Source organism: Lactiplantibacillus sp. YT640, assembly GCF_049745435.1.
Taxonomy (GTDB): domain Bacteria; phylum Bacillota; class Bacilli; order Lactobacillales; family Lactobacillaceae; genus Lactiplantibacillus; species Lactiplantibacillus plantarum.
The window spans coordinates 35,748-54,667 of record NZ_JBMNVY010000016.1 but is presented as its reverse complement, the minus strand read 5'-3'; the positions used below and the strand labels follow the sequence as shown (position 1 = coordinate 54,667).

At 39.7% G+C, this 18,920-nt stretch carries 21 protein-coding genes; 16 read left to right on the top strand and 5 right to left on the bottom strand.

Features of this window, described 5'->3' with window-relative positions:
- Nucleotides 1-365 precede the first annotated feature (365 nt).
- The 5 genes from ACOV1R_RS10590 (at nt 366) to ACOV1R_RS10570 (ending at nt 3,872) form a co-directional block, all read left to right on the top strand.
- Nucleotides 366-962, top strand: a complete 597-nt coding sequence (locus tag ACOV1R_RS10590) for an accessory gene regulator AgrB (protein ID WP_003642930.1) — start codon at nt 366-368, stop codon at nt 960-962.
- Nucleotides 943-1,071, top strand: coding sequence for a cyclic lactone autoinducer peptide (locus tag ACOV1R_RS10585; RefSeq protein WP_003643585.1), 129 nt, complete (start codon nt 943-945; stop codon nt 1,069-1,071). Before ACOV1R_RS10590 ends, ACOV1R_RS10585 begins: the two co-directional genes overlap by 20 nt.
- Before the next feature lie 9 nt (nt 1,072-1,080).
- Complete coding sequence (locus ACOV1R_RS10580; RefSeq protein WP_054519202.1) at nt 1,081-2,343, top strand: sensor histidine kinase; 1,263 nt, start codon at nt 1,081-1,083, stop codon at nt 2,341-2,343.
- On the top strand, nt 2,336-3,079 hold the full coding sequence (locus tag ACOV1R_RS10575) for a LytR/AlgR family response regulator transcription factor (protein ID WP_003646220.1): 744 nt from the start codon (nt 2,336-2,338) through the stop codon (nt 3,077-3,079). The genes ACOV1R_RS10580 and ACOV1R_RS10575 overlap by 8 nt, the downstream gene beginning before the upstream one ends.
- 355 nt (nt 3,080-3,434) lie before the next feature.
- Nucleotides 3,435-3,872 carry a Spx/MgsR family RNA polymerase-binding regulatory protein gene (locus ACOV1R_RS10570; protein ID WP_003642927.1) on the top strand — a complete coding sequence of 146 codons (438 nt, stop codon included), beginning with the start codon at nt 3,435-3,437 and terminating at the stop codon, nt 3,870-3,872.
- Nucleotides 3,873-4,029: 157 nt separating this feature from the next.
- On the opposite strand, the gene ACOV1R_RS10565 is transcribed toward ACOV1R_RS10570, so the two are convergent.
- Nucleotides 4,030-5,484, bottom strand: a complete 1,455-nt coding sequence (locus tag ACOV1R_RS10565; RefSeq protein WP_021357059.1) for a catalase — start codon at nt 5,482-5,484, stop codon at nt 4,030-4,032.
- Nucleotides 5,485-5,829: 345 nt separating this feature from the next.
- Here ACOV1R_RS10565 and ACOV1R_RS10560 point away from each other — a divergent pair, with 345 nt between their 5' ends.
- The 3 genes from ACOV1R_RS10560 (at nt 5,830) to ACOV1R_RS10550 (ending at nt 6,969) form a co-directional block, all read left to right on the top strand.
- Complete coding sequence (locus ACOV1R_RS10560; RefSeq protein WP_003643582.1) at nt 5,830-6,075, top strand: GlsB/YeaQ/YmgE family stress response membrane protein; 246 nt, start codon at nt 5,830-5,832, stop codon at nt 6,073-6,075.
- 16 nt (nt 6,076-6,091) lie between these two features.
- The gene (locus tag ACOV1R_RS10555) at nt 6,092-6,226 is read left to right on the top strand and encodes a hypothetical protein (protein ID WP_003643581.1); all 135 of its coding nucleotides are present in this window, start codon (nt 6,092-6,094) and stop codon (nt 6,224-6,226) included.
- A gap of 194 nt (nt 6,227-6,420) precedes the next feature.
- Nucleotides 6,421-6,969, top strand: a complete 549-nt coding sequence (locus ACOV1R_RS10550) for a folate family ECF transporter S component (protein ID WP_003646218.1) — start codon at nt 6,421-6,423, stop codon at nt 6,967-6,969.
- Between the two features lie 195 nt (nt 6,970-7,164).
- Here ACOV1R_RS10550 and ACOV1R_RS10545 read toward each other — a convergent pair whose 3' ends face one another.
- Nucleotides 7,165-7,536, bottom strand: a complete 372-nt coding sequence (locus ACOV1R_RS10545) for a TIGR02328 family protein (RefSeq protein WP_003642922.1) — start codon at nt 7,534-7,536, stop codon at nt 7,165-7,167.
- Nucleotides 7,537-8,002: 466 nt separating this feature from the next.
- Between ACOV1R_RS10545 and ACOV1R_RS10540 the strand changes: the two genes are divergently transcribed.
- The gene (locus ACOV1R_RS10540) at nt 8,003-9,208 is read left to right on the top strand and encodes an NAD(P)/FAD-dependent oxidoreductase (RefSeq protein WP_054519201.1); all 1,206 of its coding nucleotides are present in this window, start codon (nt 8,003-8,005) and stop codon (nt 9,206-9,208) included.
- A 138-nt stretch (nt 9,209-9,346) separates the two neighbouring features.
- Here ACOV1R_RS10540 and ACOV1R_RS10535 read toward each other — a convergent pair whose 3' ends face one another.
- Nucleotides 9,347-10,033 carry an N-acetylmannosamine-6-phosphate 2-epimerase gene (locus ACOV1R_RS10535; RefSeq protein ID WP_015641133.1) on the bottom strand — a complete coding sequence of 229 codons (687 nt, stop codon included), beginning with the start codon at nt 10,031-10,033 and terminating at the stop codon, nt 9,347-9,349.
- Nucleotides 10,034-10,066: 33 nt separating this feature from the next.
- Nucleotides 10,067-10,945 carry an N-acetylneuraminate lyase gene (locus ACOV1R_RS10530; protein WP_003646215.1) on the bottom strand — a complete coding sequence of 293 codons (879 nt, stop codon included), beginning with the start codon at nt 10,943-10,945 and terminating at the stop codon, nt 10,067-10,069.
- Between the two features lie 272 nt (nt 10,946-11,217).
- Here ACOV1R_RS10530 and ACOV1R_RS10525 point away from each other — a divergent pair, with 272 nt between their 5' ends.
- The 7 genes from ACOV1R_RS10525 to ACOV1R_RS10495 all read left to right on the top strand — a co-directional run bounded on the left by ACOV1R_RS10525 (nt 11,218) and on the right by ACOV1R_RS10495 (nt 18,015).
- Nucleotides 11,218-12,081 (top strand): ROK family protein, encoded by an 864-nt coding sequence (locus tag ACOV1R_RS10525; protein WP_003646214.1) that lies wholly within the window; start codon nt 11,218-11,220, stop codon nt 12,079-12,081.
- Between the two features lie 205 nt (nt 12,082-12,286).
- Nucleotides 12,287-13,018: a sugar phosphate isomerase/epimerase family protein gene (locus ACOV1R_RS10520; RefSeq protein WP_003646213.1), complete on the top strand. Its 732-nt coding sequence runs from the start codon at nt 12,287-12,289 to the stop codon at nt 13,016-13,018.
- A 14-nt stretch (nt 13,019-13,032) separates the two neighbouring features.
- Nucleotides 13,033-14,229 (top strand): cation:proton antiporter, encoded by a 1,197-nt coding sequence (locus ACOV1R_RS10515; protein WP_003646212.1) that lies wholly within the window; start codon nt 13,033-13,035, stop codon nt 14,227-14,229.
- On the top strand, nt 14,226-15,734 hold the full coding sequence (locus ACOV1R_RS10510) for a sodium:solute symporter (protein WP_003646211.1): 1,509 nt from the start codon (nt 14,226-14,228) through the stop codon (nt 15,732-15,734). Before ACOV1R_RS10515 ends, ACOV1R_RS10510 begins: the two co-directional genes overlap by 4 nt.
- A 177-nt stretch (nt 15,735-15,911) precedes the next feature.
- A complete protein-coding gene (locus ACOV1R_RS10505) occupies nt 15,912-16,748 on the top strand; it encodes an alpha/beta hydrolase (protein WP_003646210.1) in 837 nt (278 codons plus the stop codon).
- Nucleotides 16,720-17,598: an alpha/beta hydrolase gene (locus ACOV1R_RS10500; protein WP_306822925.1), complete on the top strand. Its 879-nt coding sequence runs from the start codon at nt 16,720-16,722 to the stop codon at nt 17,596-17,598. Before ACOV1R_RS10505 ends, ACOV1R_RS10500 begins: the two co-directional genes overlap by 29 nt.
- Nucleotides 17,599-17,607: 9 nt before the next feature.
- Entirely contained in the window at nt 17,608-18,015 is a 408-nt protein-coding gene (locus ACOV1R_RS10495) for a YueI family protein (protein WP_003646208.1), read from the top strand.
- Between the two features lie 48 nt (nt 18,016-18,063).
- Here the strand turns inward: ACOV1R_RS10495 and ACOV1R_RS10490 are convergent, their stop codons facing one another.
- A complete protein-coding gene (locus ACOV1R_RS10490) occupies nt 18,064-18,885 on the bottom strand; it encodes a MurR/RpiR family transcriptional regulator (protein ID WP_003646207.1) in 822 nt (273 codons plus the stop codon).
- Nucleotides 18,886-18,920 lie beyond the last annotated feature (35 nt).

Here is an 18,920-nt window from a genome sequence, read left to right as displayed (position 1 = left end):
TAAATCAGTGTTCATAAATAACTTTATGTAAGAGGAGATTGCTTGATAGATCTCCTCTTTTCGTTGGTTTTCACCATTTGATATTAATCTATTGAGTAATGTGAATTAGTGAAATTAAGTCTAGTTTGACTTGTAATCTAAGGAAAAATTAAGGGGGAGTATCGATGAAACTGATTTATATTAACGATCTTTTTACATGAAACTTTAGTTTCGTATGAATAATTAAACTGATGTATCTTTAAATGTTTATTTCTAGTCTTAAAACAATATTGAATAATTAATATATTTATGTATTCTTTTCAATTAATTAATACTGTTTTAAACTGTTGATACAGGTATGTATTTGAGCATTATAGGAGTGGGATATGGAAAAGCCAGAACAAAAACTATTGCTTTATAAATTAAGCGATCGGTTATTCGCTGCGATTCAAAAGAATCTTCAACTAGAAAGACGGCAGGCATTACTAGTTAAACTAGGCATTGATACTGTATTAAATGTTATTCCTAAGCTGATAATTACTATTATCTTAGCGTTGCTGCTACACGAGTTGGTCCCAGTGTTAGTTTTTATGGGTAGTTTTTTAGTTTTGCGTGGCTTTGCCTATGGACGTCACTTGAAATCGGATTTGTTATGTACGATATTAACTATCTTTGTGTTTGTGGGTGTGCCGTATGTGATTGGAACTGGTATTTCTGAAGTATACAGATTGTTATTAAGTTTAATATTTGTAATAATCATAAGTATTTTTGCTCCAGCTGATACGGTAAAGAATCCTATTACATCGAAGTCATTGAGAAAAAAATTAAAGCGACGGGCAATTGGATTGTCATTAATTTTGAGTTTGTTACAAATAGTTAGTAATAATTATTTTGGCACAATCATTTTAATTGCGATGGCATTAGCCGCTTTATTACTAATGCCCTATGAAAGGAGGGAAAATTATGAAAGAAAAAATGTATAAAGTACTTAGCCATCTTTTTCAATACGTAGGTACTAAACAGTTGGTTATGTGCTGCCATGGGATATTATTCGAAACTAAAATTCCTGATGAATTAAAAAGCAAGGATTAGTGTAGATATATGTTAATGATTGTCTTCCAAGAATTATCTATCTATTTGATAATTAAATCTTTGTTGAGAAATATATTTTTTGTGAGACTTTTTGATGTTATATTCTTATCCGTCTGTATGCTGATGAGTTATATTTTTTTAGCAAAGTTAGGAATTAGTTTTTCTTTTTTAATGTTAATGATGTTTATATTTTTCACTTGGTGGTATGTACGAGTTCTAAGCGGTGCACTATGTATAACATTTCAAGTGTTCATATGGTCGATTATGGTTGACCATATTTGTGATATATTAACTCGTTTAATGAAAGTTCCTAATGGGTATGTGGTAGTGTTTGTCATATTGAGTGTCGTAAGCTTAATTTTTCTTAATATTGTAATGGATCGCACGAATTTCAGTCCCACGTTTAGTAATCAGAGCTTAAATCGCATAACCGCACTATTATTAATGATAATATACTTGTATATTATGTTGAGTGAAGGTCTGGAAAATCAGTTCCAGGTTATATTAAGTAATTTAATTATATTGTCAGTTGTAATGGGGTTAGTATTGGTGATTTATAACGAATATTTAAAAAATGTAAGAGCCAAATATGAAGTCCAAAAGCAAAGAATACAAATACAAAATGATACTCGCTATATGAATGAAATCGAAGCTCACTATAATGAGTTGCGACGTTTCAGACATGACTATCAGAATATGTTGATTTCGATAGATGAATATTTGAAAACTGATGATTTAGAAGGTTTACAAGAATATTATCAAAAGAATCTTGCACCGGTTTCAAATCGGGTGTTAAAAGAAAAATATAATCTTGAAGATTTGAGTCGGGTCAAAGTGAAGTCGATTAAGAGTATCCTATTTAGTAAGTTGAGCTATGCACAATCGCAAGAGATTGAAGTTCATTTTGATTTAAAGGAACCATTAATTGACATTACTGTTAATGAATTGGATTTAGACATTGCATTAGGGATTATGTTGGATAATGCAATCGAAGCATCGGTAGGACATGCTGATGGAGAGATTATGAGTGCCATTTTTATCGAAAAAAATAGTACGGTGTTCTTGATTCAAAACAATGTTTTTGAACAGTTACCACCCTTATGGAAGCTGAAAGAGGCAGGTTATTCCACTAAGGGCAAGAATCGGGGGATTGGATTGAATAGTTTAAGTAAGATTGTTAATCGCAATGAGAACATGACACTCGAAACCAGAGTCTTAGGAGCGGTATTCTTACAACGCTTGACGGTGAAGCGAGTATCTCAGAATGATTAGTGTCTACATTTGCGAAGATGATCCGAAACAATTACAACAAATACGGCAAATCATTACTAAGGTAATCGTCGATCAACAGCTAGACATGAGTATCTGTTTAGCATGCCAAGATCCCCACGAATTGTTAGACAAGGTTAATGCACAGCAGCCTCAAAAGGCAATCTATGTGTTAGATATTGCCCTTAATTCAGATATTAATGGTATTCAACTAGCTAGCCAGATTCGTGACATGGGCCGTCGCAGCAAGATTATTTTTATCACGACACACACGGAGTTATCTTTGATGGTGTTTCAATATCAAGTTGAGGCATTAGATTTTATTCTTAAGGATTTTCCAGATTCCTTGTATGAGCGATTTAGCAAGGTTTTACACGTGGCGCAAGATCGTTTTCAAACCGATGAAAATGACCAAGACGACTATGTTCAAATAAAAATTGGTGAGACGGTCAGATCAATTAATGTTAAAAGCATTATATTTTTTGAAAGTTCAACCAGTCCCCATAAAATCGTAGTCCATTTGGATGATGGTGAATTAGAATACTATGGACTGTTAAAGGACGTTCCTGATTTGAGTCCTAATTTCTATAGGTGTCATAAGTCATATGTTGTTAACTTGAAACGCATTAAGTCATTGGACAAGCACTTGCGACGATTAACCATGACAAATGGTGAAAAAGTGCTTTGTTCTGCACAAGCTAATCGTTATCTAGCTAAATGGCTTGCTAAAAAGTCATAATAGTTCCAAGGAAGTCGCCTGCTAAATTAGTAGGCGACTTTTTATGTGCTACGCGATGAAAATTCAGCGTTATTCGATTAGAAATTGCAGTGATATTTGTTAGCATTACGTGTACTGGGTTCGTTCTTTCCTAAACCGTTTAAAAGTGTACTTAAAACGATTATCCTCAGATTATTCGTCTTAAAACGGTCGGTATGTCCCTTGTTCAGAGCCTATAATAAAGATGTGTTCACGGGGTATTGGATTGGTCATGACAGTAACGAATGCGTTTAGTTTAAAGGATGTTGTGACAGGCAGAAGTTAATGTCGATCAATACGCTGTGATGAATTTTAACGAGAGAGGGGCAGATTAGGAATGATTAGGTTATATACACAATCAAGCTGTCATTCTTCTAGAGTTGCACGGCAATGGTTGGAAGCACATGGGATTGAGTTCAAGGAGAAAAATTTTAGTGTTGATTCGCCCACGGTGCAAGATCTAAAACGTATTTTGAGTTTAACCGAACATGGTGTAGACGATATTATCTCAGCTCGATCTAAAGACTATCCTGAAATTGCGCCTAAGTTACCCGAAATGCCATTGAATGAGGCACTTAAATTGTTGTGTGATCATCCGAAGTTGTTACGTCGGCCTATCATCATTAGTGATAGTAAAATTCAAGTTGGCTTTAATGAAGATGATATTCGCCAATTTATTCCACGACCAGTTCGGCGACTAAAGTTCAATGCATTGTTGAGTCGTCTAGATGGTAATACAGGGGATCACATTATTAATAAAAGGATGGTCGAGTAGTAAGCTATATCTAAGATTTTTTGTTAATTAAAGAGCGACAAGCTAGACTTACACGATATGAGTCTAACCTGTCGCTCTTTAGTTAATAACCATGAGACGGCATCATCATTCTTTATAACAAAAATAATATCGCGCTGGATAACATCCGGTCAAAATATTAATCACTGATAATATCAGCAATATTCATTCCCAGAGCATTAGCCACGCGTGTACCGTAGTTTTTGTCGGCCTGATAAAATTGCTTGATTTCGAGTTTTTTGACACCAGGCAAAGTAACTTGGCCTAACGCATCTTTGATAGTATTAATTAAGCGTTCTTGCTCGGGTTCTGACATTAAGCGATATAGGTCGCCTGCTTGAGTTGTGTAATCAACTTGATAGCGATAAGGCTGTGCGCGTGTTTCACCACGAACAGAATCAGGTGAAAGTGCGGCATCCGGCACCTCTTCTGGCCCATGCAGTGCATTAGGCTCGTAGTTGACCTCAGCACCTTGATTATTAATTTTCATGTAACCATCACGTTCATAATTATGAACTGGAACAACCGGCTTGTTCACGGGTAAATCTTCAAAGTTGGCACCTAACCGATATCGCTGTGCATCTTTATAGGAGAATAGGCGACCTTGTAGTAATTTGTCGGGAGATGGTTCGATACCAGGAACAAAATTTGCTGGCGACATGGCCGCCTCTTCAATATCGGTAAAGTTATTAGTGGGATTCTCATTTAAAGTTAGTTTGCCGACTTTAATTAGTGGATAGTCTTTGTGGGAGATGACTTTAGTGACATCAAAAATGTCCCATTTATAGTTTAGACCTTCCTCATATGGCAAGATTTGGACATACATCGTCCATGATGGGTAATTTTTTTCTTGAATTGCATCATATAAGTCATCTTGTAAGTAATCTAAATCTTGGCTCATTGCTTTTTCAGCTGCTTGAGCAGTCATATTTTTAACGCCTTGGTCTGAGATGAAGTGATACTTAACCCAAAACTGTTCGCCATTCTGATTAACCCATTTAAAAGTATGGGAACCGTAACCATTCATGGTTCGATAGGACGCAGGAAGACCTCGGTCGCCCATTAAATAAGTGACCTGGTGCAATGATTCTGGAGAATGAGCCCAAAAATCCCATTGCATATTTTGCGTACGACGGTTCGTTTTAGGATCCCGTTTTTGTGAATGGATGAAGTCAGGAAATTTTAAAGGGTCGTTTACAAAAAAGACCGGTGTGTTGTTTCCAACGAGATCATAATTGCCTTGCTGAGTATAAAATTTTAAGGCAAAACCGCGCACGTCTCGAACGGTGTCAGGATAACCTTTTTCACCGGCAACTTGTGAGAACCTTAAGATTACGGGAGTTTTCTTACCGACACCATTAAATAAGTCTGCCTTAGTATATTCCCCCATGTCGTTTTCAAGTTCAAAAAAACCTTTTGCTCCGGCCCCCTTAGCATGAACGACCCGTTCTGGAATTCGTTCACGATCAAAATGGGCTAGTTTTTCCAAAAGATTATAGTCTTGCATTAATACGGGACCACGAGCTCCTGCCGTTTGGGAATGTTCATTGTTAGCCCATGGTTGGCCGGTTTCCGTCGTTAATTTTTCCGTCATTTTAATCGCCCTTTTCACGTAAATTACAAGAAAGCTCTTGCACAATTTAAACGCTAACACCTTAACAGAGTGACTTCAATCATTATGCACAGTTAAGTTAATCGTTCATGTGGCGTAGTTTAATTTTAATCAGCTATCAAGCTGTTTGATATTTTCTAGGCCACCCGGAATCGTCACATGAGAAATAGTAGCGACCCATTTATTAAATAATGTGTTATATTTGTCTATCATTATCGATAATTGTAAAATGATAATTATAAGAAGTAATCATTTATGAATCGGCTTAAATATTCGTGTAATTCTATTATTGTATTTAAGCGGTTTAATAAGTCTAGGAGGGATTTTATGCATTGGTTATGGGTTTTGATCATTGGTGCTATTATTGGTGCAATTGCAGGTGCTATTACTAATAAAGGTAAATCGATGGGGTGGATTAGTAATATTATTGCCGGATTGGTTGGATCTGCAATTGGGGAAGCTCTTTTGGGATCATGGGGACCACAATTAGCCGGAATGGCAATTGTTCCTTCAATTATTGGTGGTGTGATTGTTGTTGCGATAACCTCATTTGTTCTGACACGGATGGATTAGTAAGGAGATGATTGCGATGATTAAAAGCATTTTAAAGTTTTGTTTAGCTGCAACCTTAATCGTAAGTGGTGTTCTTATTGGTGGGACCGTACTTACTGCTAAGGGAATTGATAACTTGGGTGATAAATTACAAGATAAGTTACATGGATAAAAATTAATTTTACAATGAGCCACTGATGGGTGTACTAGTTGACCTGTTAGTGGCTTTTAGTATGAGTAATATCATTGAGTTCAAGGAACTAAATCAAGAGCGACGATTTTAAACTACCTTCAATCGAATAAAAGTAATATTTACTTTTATTAAGAATGAGGGTATGATTAAAATCAAAAAAAGAGGATTGGCCTATGTCTAAACTTATTGCGAAAAATGTTTTTCAGTTGCCAAAAATGAATTTATTAGTGCTGACTACATCGGCTTTCTTATTGGCCTTAGACGTTATTTTATACAAAATTGCTATCGGACCAGCGTATTTTCAATTATCTTTTGGCTTTTTGTCTATGGCTTGTATTGGTTATCTATATGGTCCCATTTGGGGTGGTCTCTTGGAGATGATCTCCGATATATTAAGCTTTACTATTTTTGGTTCCGGCGCGTTTCAGATTGCCTTTTTGTTAACTGCATTTTTAGGGGGATTTATTGACGGTTTGTTTTTATATCGTAAATCAGTCAATTGGTTATCCGTTGTGATGACGCAAATACTTGTAATGATTTTTGTTAGTTTGATGATGGACTCATGGCTAATTTCAGTGCTATTTGGCACTAATTTTAAAGTGTTATTGTTGGGAAGATTGGCACGCGTCATCATTCAGATACCATTACAGGTGATTGCTATTTTTTACTTCATTAAGGCGTTAGAAAAACGACACGTTTTTGATAGAATGAGGCTTAGATAATATCGATGGATGCTACAAAAAGAGGTTGAACACGGTATGAAACGCGCTACAATCGTTAAACAAATAAGTCTAACTTTTCTATTGCACTTCAAGTCTAGTTCAACCTTTTTTAATATTAACTGGCCTTATTATGACTGCGGAAAAACAATTTGGGTATCGATGGTTGAGTTGGTACCCAGCAAAATAAAAGAGCGGCTATGTGGTGGGCATGATAATTCCCTTAGCAGCTAAATTGCGGACACATTCTGCTAAGTAGCTGGCGTTGTGTTCTGGATAGATTGGTGTTGTTAATGCAATAGGAGTGAGGTGATCATAAGGCGGGCAAAACTGCCCACGATAATTTGGATCATACCATATTTTATTAGGATGATAGCCGCGAAGTTGCATTTCATCCATCACTAATACATGAAATTGATACAACTTGTAAGGGGAATATTTGAAAACATAATTAACGGTTGCATGATTTTTACCCCAACCATTGCCTCTCAATGCGGCAAGCTCACGGTGTTGACCTAGTAATTGTTGTCGTGGTAATTGATGGATTAATTGTTCATGCCATAGACGCATAGGCCACACTCCCTTATCGAATTTTAAAATTAACAGGTGAATATTAAAAGGACCAACTCATCATTATGATGCCGAATATACTGATACTTTTGAACGGGTGATGATTGTAAACGACGGATAGTTAAAGTGAATATTCGCAATTATTATAGCATAGCGAATTGATCAATAGTTTAGTACAAGATCAAAAAAACGGCCATAGCAACAACTGATATGATCAAACATTCCTTAGAATGCTTACCTTGAAAGTTGGGTTGAGTAATTAAAAATAATATTATTTTATGTTGTGTTAGCAGCAGTTCTTAATTTTGATCACAGCGGTGTTTGATAGATGTTTGACGGTATGCAAATAAAATTATTGTTCTGATAAAAGGAATCAATGATTAATAATCTTGAGCGTCATTTTTCGAATCATGGCGTTTTTATATTACAATGGTCCTAGAAAAAGTAAAGTTATGGAGGCGATTAAATGAGTGATTTGGATCAGACAAACAACTATCGATACGTCATTGTTGGTGGCGGAATGGTTGCTGGCTATGCCATCAAGGGAATTCGACAGGAAGATCCAGAGGGCGCAATCTTAGTTATTTCGCAAGAGGCGGATGTTCCGTATGAACGGCCGGCACTGAGTAAAAAGCTATGGCTAGATGATGAGTTTACTGAAGAGAACATTCGGATTGGTGCTGAAGATTATCCTAATGTGACTTTTAAGTTCAAGACAACGGTTACGGCTATTAATCGGCAAGATAAGGTCATTACATTGACTGATAGTGAGCAAATCAAGTATGAACAGCTATTGCTGGCAACTGGCGGAGAACCTCGACAAATCCAGGGACCTGCTGATCCACATGTGCTAGTCTTTAGACAGTGGTCAGATTATCGCAAGTTACGTAAATTTAGTGGTCCGAACAAGCGAGTTGTGATCATTGGTGGTGGATATGTTGGTACAGAGCTCGCATCGTCACTGACTCAAAATGGGACTAAAGTTACGATGATTTTTCCAGAAAAAGCGCTGGGCGAGGGTAAATTTCCTGAGTCCATTCGGGCTGAGTATGAAGCAACGTTCAAACGTAATGGTGTCACACTGATGAGTGGTCAGTTTGTCCAATCATATCAACGCCAAGGTGATCATTTGACTCTATTGACAAAGGATGGTACGGCGATCGCAGCCGATACGATTATTGTTGGGTTAGGTGTCACGCCGCGGATTAGTTTGGCTGAAGATAGTAGTTTGGATTTAGCTGATGGTGGTGTGAAAGTTGATGAGTATCTCAATACTAGTGACCCAGCCATCTGGTCTGCTGGAGATATTGCCTCTTATCCAGATCACATCTTGGGTCGGCAACGGATTGAGCACGTGGACCACGCCCGACTTTCTGGTGAATTAGTTGGCCGTAATATGGCAGGTGCTCACATGAGCTATCAACATACCCCATACTTCTATTCCATGATTTTTGATATTTCCTGGCAAGCAATCGGTAATACTGATCCTAAATTGCAATTGATTTTTGATCGGCGAACGCATGGATCGCTTGTTTATTTCATAGATGCCGGTAAGTTAGTTGGTGTTTTAGTTTGGAATGTTAAGGTGAACCTTGATGATGTTCGCGCATTGCTTGCGAACGCTCCAGCCACGGATGATTTGGTAGGTTCCATTCGAGAGCAAGAGGGATAGTATCTGGATGAGACATTTGCGCTATTGTGAATGTACGTCAGGACAAATCGACCATCATTAACGATGGTTCAGTAACAAATGAAAAGTCAGCCGTAAGTTATTTTGCTTACGACTGGCTTTTATTTTTAATGTCTAAAATTATAAGGCGCTAATGAAGCGTTGTGCGATTTCGAGTGGCCGGGTGATGGCGCCCCCGACAACGACCGCGTGGCACCCTAAGTCAAGGCAACGTTTCATCTTCTCGGGCGTATCCACCTTACCTTCAGCGATAACAGGGCGTGATGTGGCTTGGAGGACTTCCTTTAAGTAGGCGAAGTCATTATCAGCAATGTTGGCACCAGTCGTGGCTGGTGTGTAGCCGTGCATCGTGGTCCCAATAATATCAAACCCTAACCTATCCGCTACTTTGACGTTCTCGATGGTATCAGTATCAGCCATCAAGAGGGTATCAGGGAATTCTGTTCGCATGGTGGCCACAATCTCCGCCAATTTTTCACCGTTAGGACGCGGCTGACCCGTGACATCGCAGGCAACTACGGCACAGCCCGTAGCAGCAACGGCTCGCATCTCTTTGATTGTTGGCGTGATGTAAACAGGTGAGTCGGGATAGTCGACTTTGCTTAAACCAATGAGCGGTAGATCAACTTCGTCTTGAATGGCCTGAATATCAACAACGGAATTAGCGCGAATACCCGCGGCCCCAGCTTCCTTAGCGGCAAGGGCCATTCGTGACATAATAAATGAACTATGCAGTGGTTCATTAGGTAACGCCTGACACGAGATAATTAATGATCCCTTAACTGTATTTAAGAATGTATTTTTCATAAAAAAGACCGCTTTCTACTAGTATAAATTAGATTAGTTCTTGAAGTATTTTTCGTAAATTGCCGTAGCTCCTGCTTCCATTTCAGGGGTTGGATGGCTCATTGGTTTCTTAACGTAACCGGCATCAACACCCATATGTTTCATGACCAATTTAAGCGTTGGATAAATGTCGTTGGCAATTAAATCAGTAATCATATCGTTACTGATGTTTTGCAGTTGACGTGCTTTGTCAATATCGCCAGCTTCAAAAGCGTCCATTTCCTCACGAACACGTGGTGCATTTAAGTTATACGTTGAGCCGATGCAACCGTCGACATTCAATGCAAGGGCAGGCAAAAGCATCTCGTCAAATCCAGATAAGATGAGTTTGTCTGGAAAGGCATTGCGTACCCGTTCAAGTAAGTAAAAGTCTGCGTTGGTGTACTTGATTCCGATGATCTTTGGATTTTCAAAGAGTTCCGCAAATTGATCGGTTGTTAAGGCAACACCAGTTAAAGCAGGGATGGAATAGATTAATAATTTGTTGTCAACATCTTTAAGGATTTCGTTGTAGTAGTCTTTGATTTGTTCAAAAGTAAAGTTGTAATAGAAAGGCGTTACGGCTGATAATTTCGGATAGCCAAGATCAGTCGCAAACTTAGCGAGTTCCTTAGCTTCTTTTAGATTTAGTGAGCCAACTTGGGCAACCAAGTCAATCGCACCGTTTGCTTCATCATAGACGGTCTCCATGACTTGTTTCTTTTCGTCAGTATTCAGCATGAAGGCTTCACCAGTACTACCACAAACATACAAGCCATCAACCTTATTGACGTCAATGTTGTAGCGAACGAGAGCACGGATGCCATCTAAATTAATATTACCGTCTTTGTCGAAGGCTGTCATTTGTGCTGCATATAATAGTTTTTTACTCATAAGTATAAAACTCCTTAAAATTTATTTTTTGATGGATTTGTAATAATCATCTCAAAATTCAACCGCTTACAGGAAATACTATAGCTTCTAATAAAAATTATTGCAACACGCTTTTTTGGTAATTATTATCATTATATAAAGAAAACGCTTACGCAATCGTTGCTTTCCTGATATTAAATTTCTTTTTTAGTTGATAAAAAAATAATTATTGTGGTATTGTTAGGCCGTTCATCTTAACGATTCGACCAAATAATAATGCAAGGATGATAATTATGACAACACAATATTTAGTATTTGATATCGGGGGAACAACCATTAAGTACGGTCTCATTGACGAAGTATTACATCTAAGTCATGAAGGCAAGTGCCTGACTGAGCATAATCATGATGGCCTGATCTTAAAGCAACTACAGCGTGTAACCAGGGACTACCAAGCAGAGTATTCGTTAGCTGGGATTGGCGTTAGTACAGCGGGAATTGTGGGTGCAGATGGTGCGATTCAATACGCAGGGCCAACGATCTCAGATTATCAGGGAACACCAATTAAAGCCGCTTTAATGGCGCAAACTGGTCTACCGGTATTTGTTGTTAACGATGTCGATGCGGCTTTGCTAGGCGAACAATTAGCAGGTGGTGCCAAGGGCGCAACTTCTGCATATTGTGTGGCACTGGGTACGGGGATTGGCGGTGCGTATGTCGAAGATGGTCGGCTTATGACGGGTGCCCATGCGACAGCCAATTCGATTGGCTATACATTGTATGCCCCCCTTACCAAGACAAATTATGAACAGCGAGCATCAACATTAACGCTTGAGTATCAATTAGCAAAATATCAGATGAGTGTTAAGGATGCGTTTGAAGAAGCTAAGCGTGGTACGGTCCCGTATGTCGCCATCATTAATGATTGGGCAGCAGAAGTTGCGACGGGATTAGCATCAATCCTATTATTGTTTGATCCCGACATTCTCTTGATTGGTGGTGCAGTATCGTTACAGGGACAATATTTGGTCGATTTACTGACCAATGCGTTGAAGCCACTATTACCGCCAGATTTAATTAAAACAAAAATTACCACGGCTGAATTAGCCGATAAAGCCCAGTTATATGGGGCGATGGCAGGGCTGTTGATACGATAATTATTTTTATTTAAAAAGAAAGCGTTTACAATTATCGTATTATGTGATAAGTTGATAACGTAATAATCATTCGAACAGTTCAACCGCTACTAAAAAATAGTGCAAGCAGTGCCTACTGAGTGTTAAAGCCCAGTTTTCTAAGCATGTTTGCAAGATTTTAAGTAGCGGTTTTTTATTTTGAAATTAGTGAAGGGTGGACTAAATCATGAAGATCGGAATTAACACCGCAATTTATGAGTCACAAGTTCAGGCAGGAGCCACTCAACTGGAGTGCTTAAAAACATTAGTAACTCGTTTTGATGTTAGTGCAGTTGAAGTTCGCGGTGAATTCTTCAAACCCGAGACGCGATCGGCGGAACTGTTAGCAATCAGTCAGCTTTGTGAGGAACAACACTGGGATCTCTATTATTCGGTTCCAGAGGAACTGTTTAGCAGTGATGGCTATAACGCAAGTCTAGTGACAAATCTAGAACTGGCAACCAAATATCATATCAAATCATTGAAGTATAGCTTTGGTGTGCAACCAACATTGCAAGCACATGACTTGGAAGCGCTAACTCAGCTGTTAGCAACTACCCCCATACAAGTTACGATCGAGAACCAACCTAATGCGAATGGTGATTTGGCGACATTTGAGTCAGATGTTGCTTGGGTTAAGTCACAAAAGTTGTCATTAGGGTACACTTTCGATTCCGGAAACTGGTATTGGATTGATCAACAGCCTGAACCAGCCTTTGCAGCATTGAAGTCAGCAATCACCGTATTTCATTTGAAGGATATCAAGGATCAAACAACGGTGATGTTGGGACAAGGGGCAACGGATTGGCACAGTCTATTAGGTCAGTTGTCACCCGAAATCCCAGTATTTCTGGAATATAATATTGCAGCTGCAGATTTATCGGGACAGATTGATTTGGTTAAACAAGCATTAAGTTAGCGAGGTTCAATAATATGAACTATCTTTTGCAATTAGTTTTAATCTTATTACTGACAAAGTTAGGTGCGCATATTGCGGCTACCTTTAACTTGCCAAGTGTGATTGGGGAACTATTAGTCGGAATTTTAGCGGGACCCGCAGTCTTTCACATCTTAACGTATAGTACTTTTATTCAGTACTTTGCCGAAATCGGGGTCATTATTTTAATGTTTATTGCTGGTCTAGAGGGCGATTTGAAATTGCTTTTTCGCTACTGGAAGCCAGCTTTAACTGTTGCGACATTAGGCGTCATCTTTCCAACGGCATCGGCCGTCCTACTTTGTGTGGGAATGTTCGATTTCTCACTGACGACTTCAATTTTTCTCGGGCTTATTTTGAGTGCAACTTCTGTAAGCATTACCGTTCAAGTATTGAAAGAAATGGATTATTTAAATACACGTGAAGGTGCAATTATTCTAGGCGCAGCCGTAGCGGACGACATTATCTGTGTGGTGCTATTGGGAATCAGTACAAGCCTGTTTGGCACTGCTAGTGCGCACAACCAATCGCTTGTGGCAATGGTTTTGCCGAAAGTACTGTTCTTCGTCGTTGTAATCGCACTTGCTAAGTGGTTTGTCCCACTCTTTCTGAGAGGATTCAATAAGGTTAATGCATCTGAGAATATTACGACAGCGGCGATGGTGCTCTGTTTTGGTTTTTCGTTCTTAGCCGTTAAGTTAGGAATGAGCGATGTCTTGGGTGCATATATTGCGGGGTTAGCGATTTCAGAAACACGCTTTAAGGCGCAACTTGTTGCTAAGGTTGAACCAATTGGGTATGCCGTCTTTATTCCAGCATTCTTTGTCAGCATTGGTCTTGAAATTACCTTTAAGGGAATGCAAAACGATCTAGTTTTTATCGGATTGTTACTAGTGCTTGCGATTTTAGGCAAGCAAATTGGTGGTGCCATTGGCGGTAAATTGTTTGGATTGACCTGGAATGAGGCCAATATTGTGGGCGCCGGAATGGTTTCAAGAGGTGAGATGGCACTGGTTGTCGCGAATGTCGCTGTCTCGGCGGGCTTAATCGATCATAATCACTATACGGCAATGATTGTGGTGACTGTTATGGCGACACTTATTGCGCCATCAATGCTTAAAACATTTATTCAACATGGTAAACGAGCTGTATCACATATTAGTTTAAATAAAACAAGCGAGGCGAAATCATGAGTAAAGTTGGATTTGGAGTTCTGAATTGGGTTGTCTTAGGAGCATACTTATTGGCAATGCTAGGTGTCGGAGCTTATTTTACCAGAAAAGCTAGTAAAAACACGGATTCATTTTTCAAAGCAGAAGGGCATATTCCTGCTTGGGCGGCGGGGTTCAGTATTTACGCAACTACTTTAAGCGCAATTACCTTTATGTCAACTCCAGAACAAGCATTTTTGAGTGACTGGGCATACGCTATCGGAAGTTTTTCGATTCTAATTATTATTCCAATTTTAGTTAAATTCTACATTCCATTTTTCCGCAAATTGAAAGTAACGACAGCTTATGAATACTTGGAAGAACGGTTTAGCCCAGTCATGCGGGCCATTAGTAGTTTGCTGTTCGTACTTTATCATATCAGCCGGGTGGCCATTGTCATCTATTTACCGATTATTGCTATTACATCGGTTTCAAACATCAATCCAATTCTAATTGCCTGTGTTGTCGGTGGCCTTTGCATTCTCTATACATTCTTAGGGGGGATTGAAGGAGTTATTTGGAGCGATGTTATTCAAGGATTCTTGCTTCTAGGTAGTGCTCTGTTAATTTGTGTTTTAGGAATCTTTTATATCAAGGGTGGTTTCGGTACGGTGGTTAACGATGTCGTTACCAATCATAAGTTTATCTCTGGTAACGACTTTAATATTGGCAATCTATCTAAGTTTGTGCCGTTGATCTTAGCTGGTCAAATCTTTAATAGTTTGTATCAATATACTGGTAGTCAAGATGTTGTACAACGTTATCAGACGACAGCTACGATTAAAGATACTAATAAATCTATGTACACTAATGGCTGGTTAGCATTGATTACCATTCCATTATTTTTTGGAATGGGTACGATTCTTTACAGTTTCTATCAACACACAGCTGCCTTGCCAGCAGGATTCAATACGAGTGCGGTGGTACCATATTTTGTCATTACCCAAATGCCAGCTGGGGTTGCAGGATTAGTGATTGCTGGAATCTTTGCGGCCGCGCAATCAACGATTGCTTCTAGTCTCAACGCGATCTCCTCGTGTGTAATTACAGACTTTAAACAACGTTTCTTTAACGATAAGTTCAAAAATAGTAATGATGTTACCTTGGCTCGGGGAATCATTATCATTGCAGGCGTGTTAGGATTAGCCGTTGCGATTTATCTGTTGATGGGTAACGCTTCACAGATTTGGAACTTATTCTTGTCGGTCACTGGTATCTTTGGTGTGCCAATTGCCGGAATCTTCGCTGTTGGGATCTTTACGAAGCGTGCTAATACGGTTGGGGTGTTAACCGGACTAGTGTTAAGTGTCGGCTTGTCCTTCTGGGTACAATCATTAAACATCTCTTCATTATTGGTTGCTTGCGTTGCCTTCATTTCAGCTTTTGTCTTGAGCTACGTTGTTAGCCTACTCTTCCCAGGTGGTAATCATGATGTGACTGGATTGACTGTTTCAACAATTAATGAAACATACGTGAAGAAGAATTAAAATGTCCGACGATCTTGTATTAATATCGCTTGGTTATTAGTCTAACCCATGATGTTTAGGACAAGACGTAGACGTAAATCTGAAATCTCGATTGTCTTCACATGAGGATAGTCGAGATTTTGTGCTCAATCTGTTTCAAGGCAAGTTATTGACACAGATTTTAAGGAGGTTATGGAAATGGAGATACGCACACTAGCTTTAAAAACGCCCGAAGGACAGCCATTTACGATGTGGATCTATCAACATGATCAATTCACGCTATTTCCGGATGATCGACAGTGGCCATTAGCGTTGATTTTTCCTGGCGGTGGCTTTGCGGGCTACTCTGAGCGGGAAGTTGAAGCTGTAGCACTTAAATTTATTGCAAAGGGTTACCAGGCGGCCGTAGTGAAGTATAATCTTACGTCGGATGGCCCGTTTTATCCAACAGCTGCCACGATTGGATTAGCGGCATTAAGCTACGTTAAACGGCATGCGCAGGAGTTGAATGCTGATTCTGATCACGTTGTTGTCAGTGGCTTTTCGGCGGGTGGACATTTGGTAGCCGTGATGACAGCGCTTGGCGCTCAATCAGAATTCTTAAATAATCATGGCTTTGAAGAGACAAAGCTAGTACCATTTGCGCAAATTTTAAGCTATCCGGTGATTGATCTGACAATGGGTTTTCCAACTAGTCATCATGAGATGATGGCTGTGACTACGGATGAATCTTACTGGCATGCGCAAGAGTTAGTCACGAGTCAAACACCGCCGACTTTCATTTGGGCAACGCGGACTGATGAGCTTGTTCCAGTTGTGAATAGTCTGGTCTATTTAGCAGCGCTAGGTGAGCATAATGTTCCATTTGAGAGCCATATCTATGCAGCCGGTGTCCACGGATTGGCATTTGGTGATTTAGCTGATTCTCGCTATCATCACCCTGAAGATGTGGTCCCACGGGTTCAAAACTGGTTTCCAATGGCATTGGGCTGGTTACGTACATTATATGCTAGCAAGAATAGTACTGAAATTTAGGGGGGGTGTGAAAATGAAATATGAGCAATTGAGATTAATGACGCCGCAACATTTTGAATTTAAATTAACCTGCTATTGGAAAGACCAACTTAAAATGGATTATGATCCTCGGAGATGGCCAATCCTTCTAATTTTTCCGGGCAGTGGATTTATTCAAATGACAGAGCGTGAAGCAGAACCGATTGCTTTGGCTTTTAGTGCACAGGGCTATCAGACAATGGTAGTGGAATACAATCTATTGGATCGCGGGCCAGTTTATCCCAACGCAATTGATGTCGGTTTGACTGCCTTAAAGTATGCTAAAACTCAAGGGCCACCACATTATGGTGATGCGAATAAGACGATTTTGATGGGCTTCTCGGCGGGCAGTCACGTCGCAGCATTAACTAACGCGATGGGGAATAACACCGAGTACCTCAAAACTCACGGCTTTGGTGATAGCCCATTGACGTCACGCTTGCAGGTCTTAGGTTACCCGGTTATCGACTTGGCGGCAGGTTTTCCGAAAAGTCGAGAAGAGGCCTTTAAAATTAGTCCAGATGAACAATATTGGGCTAGTCAGAACCTAGTTACTGATCAGACACCGCCAACGTTTTTATGGAATACTTGTGCGGATGCGGTAGTGCCAACAATGAATAGTTTATTGTACGCAGAAGCACTAGCTAGGCATCATGTCGAGTATGATATTCATACATTTACACATGGAAAACACGGTCTGTGCTTGAGTACAGTTGAAACTAGTCGATATAATTACCCAGAAGATATTGAGCCACGTGCGGCGAACTGGGTTCCGTTAGTGCTAAGTTGGTTGAGTGAAATGTTAGATTTGACGCAAGTGGACTTTAAATAGGAGTGACGAATGCAAGATAATGAGGAAGTATTGGGTACTCGTTTGCAAAATGGAATGTTTGGTGTACCGGATCTACATCCAGATGAACAACACCGTTATTTAGGGACCTTTTACGAACGAGTTGAACTTCAAATTTCATTTAAGCAGGCTCTGAGGTATGACTTTACGTCAGTACTAGTGCCGGTATTGCGGCAACCAAGAGACTATCAGCTTTTGTTGAACGGTCAATTAGATATGGATATCATGGGGCGCTATATGCGGCTAGCGAATCAGTATAGCATTTTGTTTACTGTCAAAAATAGTCACTTTTATCATCACAATCTAGATAGTGCAGCGATTATCCTGTGCGCTGACCATGCACTTAATCGAACTGAAGTTGACATATTGCAGCGATACCCACAAATTGCTCAGAGATAAATCGGAAAGACTACCATCAAGATTAGCTGAAATCTTGATGGTAGTTTTTTAGCGTTTACCGAATTTATTATCTGTAATTAAATCGATCGTATGATTCATTCGATCACGATACTTCGCATTCTCTAATAGCATGGCGGCGATAATATCAAGAGCGTAGGTTATGGCAAATTGCGAGTTAACAAAGCGCGAGTTGTTGACGAATTTGCTGTTTTTTACGAGAATCGTAAGATCACTTAGTTCTGCTAAGCGACTGCGTTCATCAGACGTAATGGCAATAACTTTGGCTTGCTTCTTTTTGGCTAACGCAACTGAGTCGTTGACTTCTGCTGTAGCACCAGTAAGAGAAATGGCCAAGATAATATCACCAGGTTGCATGATGCCACCGCTGATGTACATGATATGGGTGTCGGTCATCGAGAAAGCGGCAATCCCCATTCGAATTAAGCGCTGGGTCATCTCTTGTGCGGTATAGCCCGAGCTACCCAGACCGTACAGATAGACTCGGCGAGCCTTGGAGATTAAATTAACGGCGGCATGGAGATCGTCGGGGGATAATCGTTCCCACGTTCCACTCAGTATTTTCTTGTAGTAACTATAGACCTGGTCCGCAACGGTATCTTTTTTGTCAGTGGTTGTTGCAGGGACAACTGGCCCTTCGGCTAATTGAATTTTGAAGGCGTAAAAGTTTTCACAGCCCATTTTTTTGACAAAACGGGTAATGGTCGCATTACTAACGTGAACGTTCTTAGCCAGACTAGAAATCGTCATTTTTTGGACTTCTTTCGGCTCTTGAATGACCTTTAAGGCGACTTTGCGTTCTTGTCGTGAGAGTGTCGGATACGACTCCTCGACAGTAGTTACAATACTCATAGATTTGGCTCCCATCATGGTTTCCTTATGTTAAC

Excerpts from the sequence above, each read along its gene's own strand:
- ACOV1R_RS10590 (WP_003642930.1), top strand. The coding sequence starts at position 366 with ATGGAAAAGCCAGAACAAAAACTATTGCTTTATAAATTAAGCGATCGG.
- ACOV1R_RS10585 (WP_003643585.1), top strand. The coding sequence starts at position 943 with ATGAAAGAAAAAATGTATAAAGTACTTAGCCATCTTTTTCAATACGTA.
- ACOV1R_RS10580 (WP_054519202.1), top strand. The coding sequence starts at position 1,081 with ATGTTAATGATTGTCTTCCAAGAATTATCTATCTATTTGATAATTAAA.
- ACOV1R_RS10575 (WP_003646220.1), top strand. The coding sequence starts at position 2,336 with ATGATTAGTGTCTACATTTGCGAAGATGATCCGAAACAATTACAACAA.
- ACOV1R_RS10570 (WP_003642927.1), top strand. The coding sequence starts at position 3,435 with ATGATTAGGTTATATACACAATCAAGCTGTCATTCTTCTAGAGTTGCA.
- ACOV1R_RS10565 (WP_021357059.1), bottom strand. The coding sequence starts at position 5,484 with ATGACGGAAAAATTAACGACGGAAACCGGCCAACCATGGGCTAACAAT.
- ACOV1R_RS10560 (WP_003643582.1), top strand. The coding sequence starts at position 5,830 with ATGCATTGGTTATGGGTTTTGATCATTGGTGCTATTATTGGTGCAATT.
- ACOV1R_RS10555 (WP_003643581.1), top strand. The coding sequence starts at position 6,092 with ATGATTAAAAGCATTTTAAAGTTTTGTTTAGCTGCAACCTTAATCGTA.
- ACOV1R_RS10550 (WP_003646218.1), top strand. The coding sequence starts at position 6,421 with ATGTCTAAACTTATTGCGAAAAATGTTTTTCAGTTGCCAAAAATGAAT.
- ACOV1R_RS10545 (WP_003642922.1), bottom strand. The coding sequence starts at position 7,536 with ATGCGTCTATGGCATGAACAATTAATCCATCAATTACCACGACAACAA.
- ACOV1R_RS10540 (WP_054519201.1), top strand. The coding sequence starts at position 8,003 with ATGAGTGATTTGGATCAGACAAACAACTATCGATACGTCATTGTTGGT.
- ACOV1R_RS10535 (WP_015641133.1), bottom strand. The coding sequence starts at position 10,033 with ATGAAAAATACATTCTTAAATACAGTTAAGGGATCATTAATTATCTCG.
- ACOV1R_RS10530 (WP_003646215.1), bottom strand. The coding sequence starts at position 10,945 with ATGAGTAAAAAACTATTATATGCAGCACAAATGACAGCCTTCGACAAA.
- ACOV1R_RS10525 (WP_003646214.1), top strand. The coding sequence starts at position 11,218 with ATGACAACACAATATTTAGTATTTGATATCGGGGGAACAACCATTAAG.
- ACOV1R_RS10520 (WP_003646213.1), top strand. The coding sequence starts at position 12,287 with ATGAAGATCGGAATTAACACCGCAATTTATGAGTCACAAGTTCAGGCA.
- ACOV1R_RS10515 (WP_003646212.1), top strand. The coding sequence starts at position 13,033 with ATGAACTATCTTTTGCAATTAGTTTTAATCTTATTACTGACAAAGTTA.
- ACOV1R_RS10510 (WP_003646211.1), top strand. The coding sequence starts at position 14,226 with ATGAGTAAAGTTGGATTTGGAGTTCTGAATTGGGTTGTCTTAGGAGCA.
- ACOV1R_RS10505 (WP_003646210.1), top strand. The coding sequence starts at position 15,912 with ATGGAGATACGCACACTAGCTTTAAAAACGCCCGAAGGACAGCCATTT.
- ACOV1R_RS10500 (WP_306822925.1), top strand. The coding sequence starts at position 16,720 with ATGCTAGCAAGAATAGTACTGAAATTTAGGGGGGGTGTGAAAATGAAA.
- ACOV1R_RS10495 (WP_003646208.1), top strand. The coding sequence starts at position 17,608 with ATGCAAGATAATGAGGAAGTATTGGGTACTCGTTTGCAAAATGGAATG.
- ACOV1R_RS10490 (WP_003646207.1), bottom strand. The coding sequence starts at position 18,885 with ATGAGTATTGTAACTACTGTCGAGGAGTCGTATCCGACACTCTCACGA.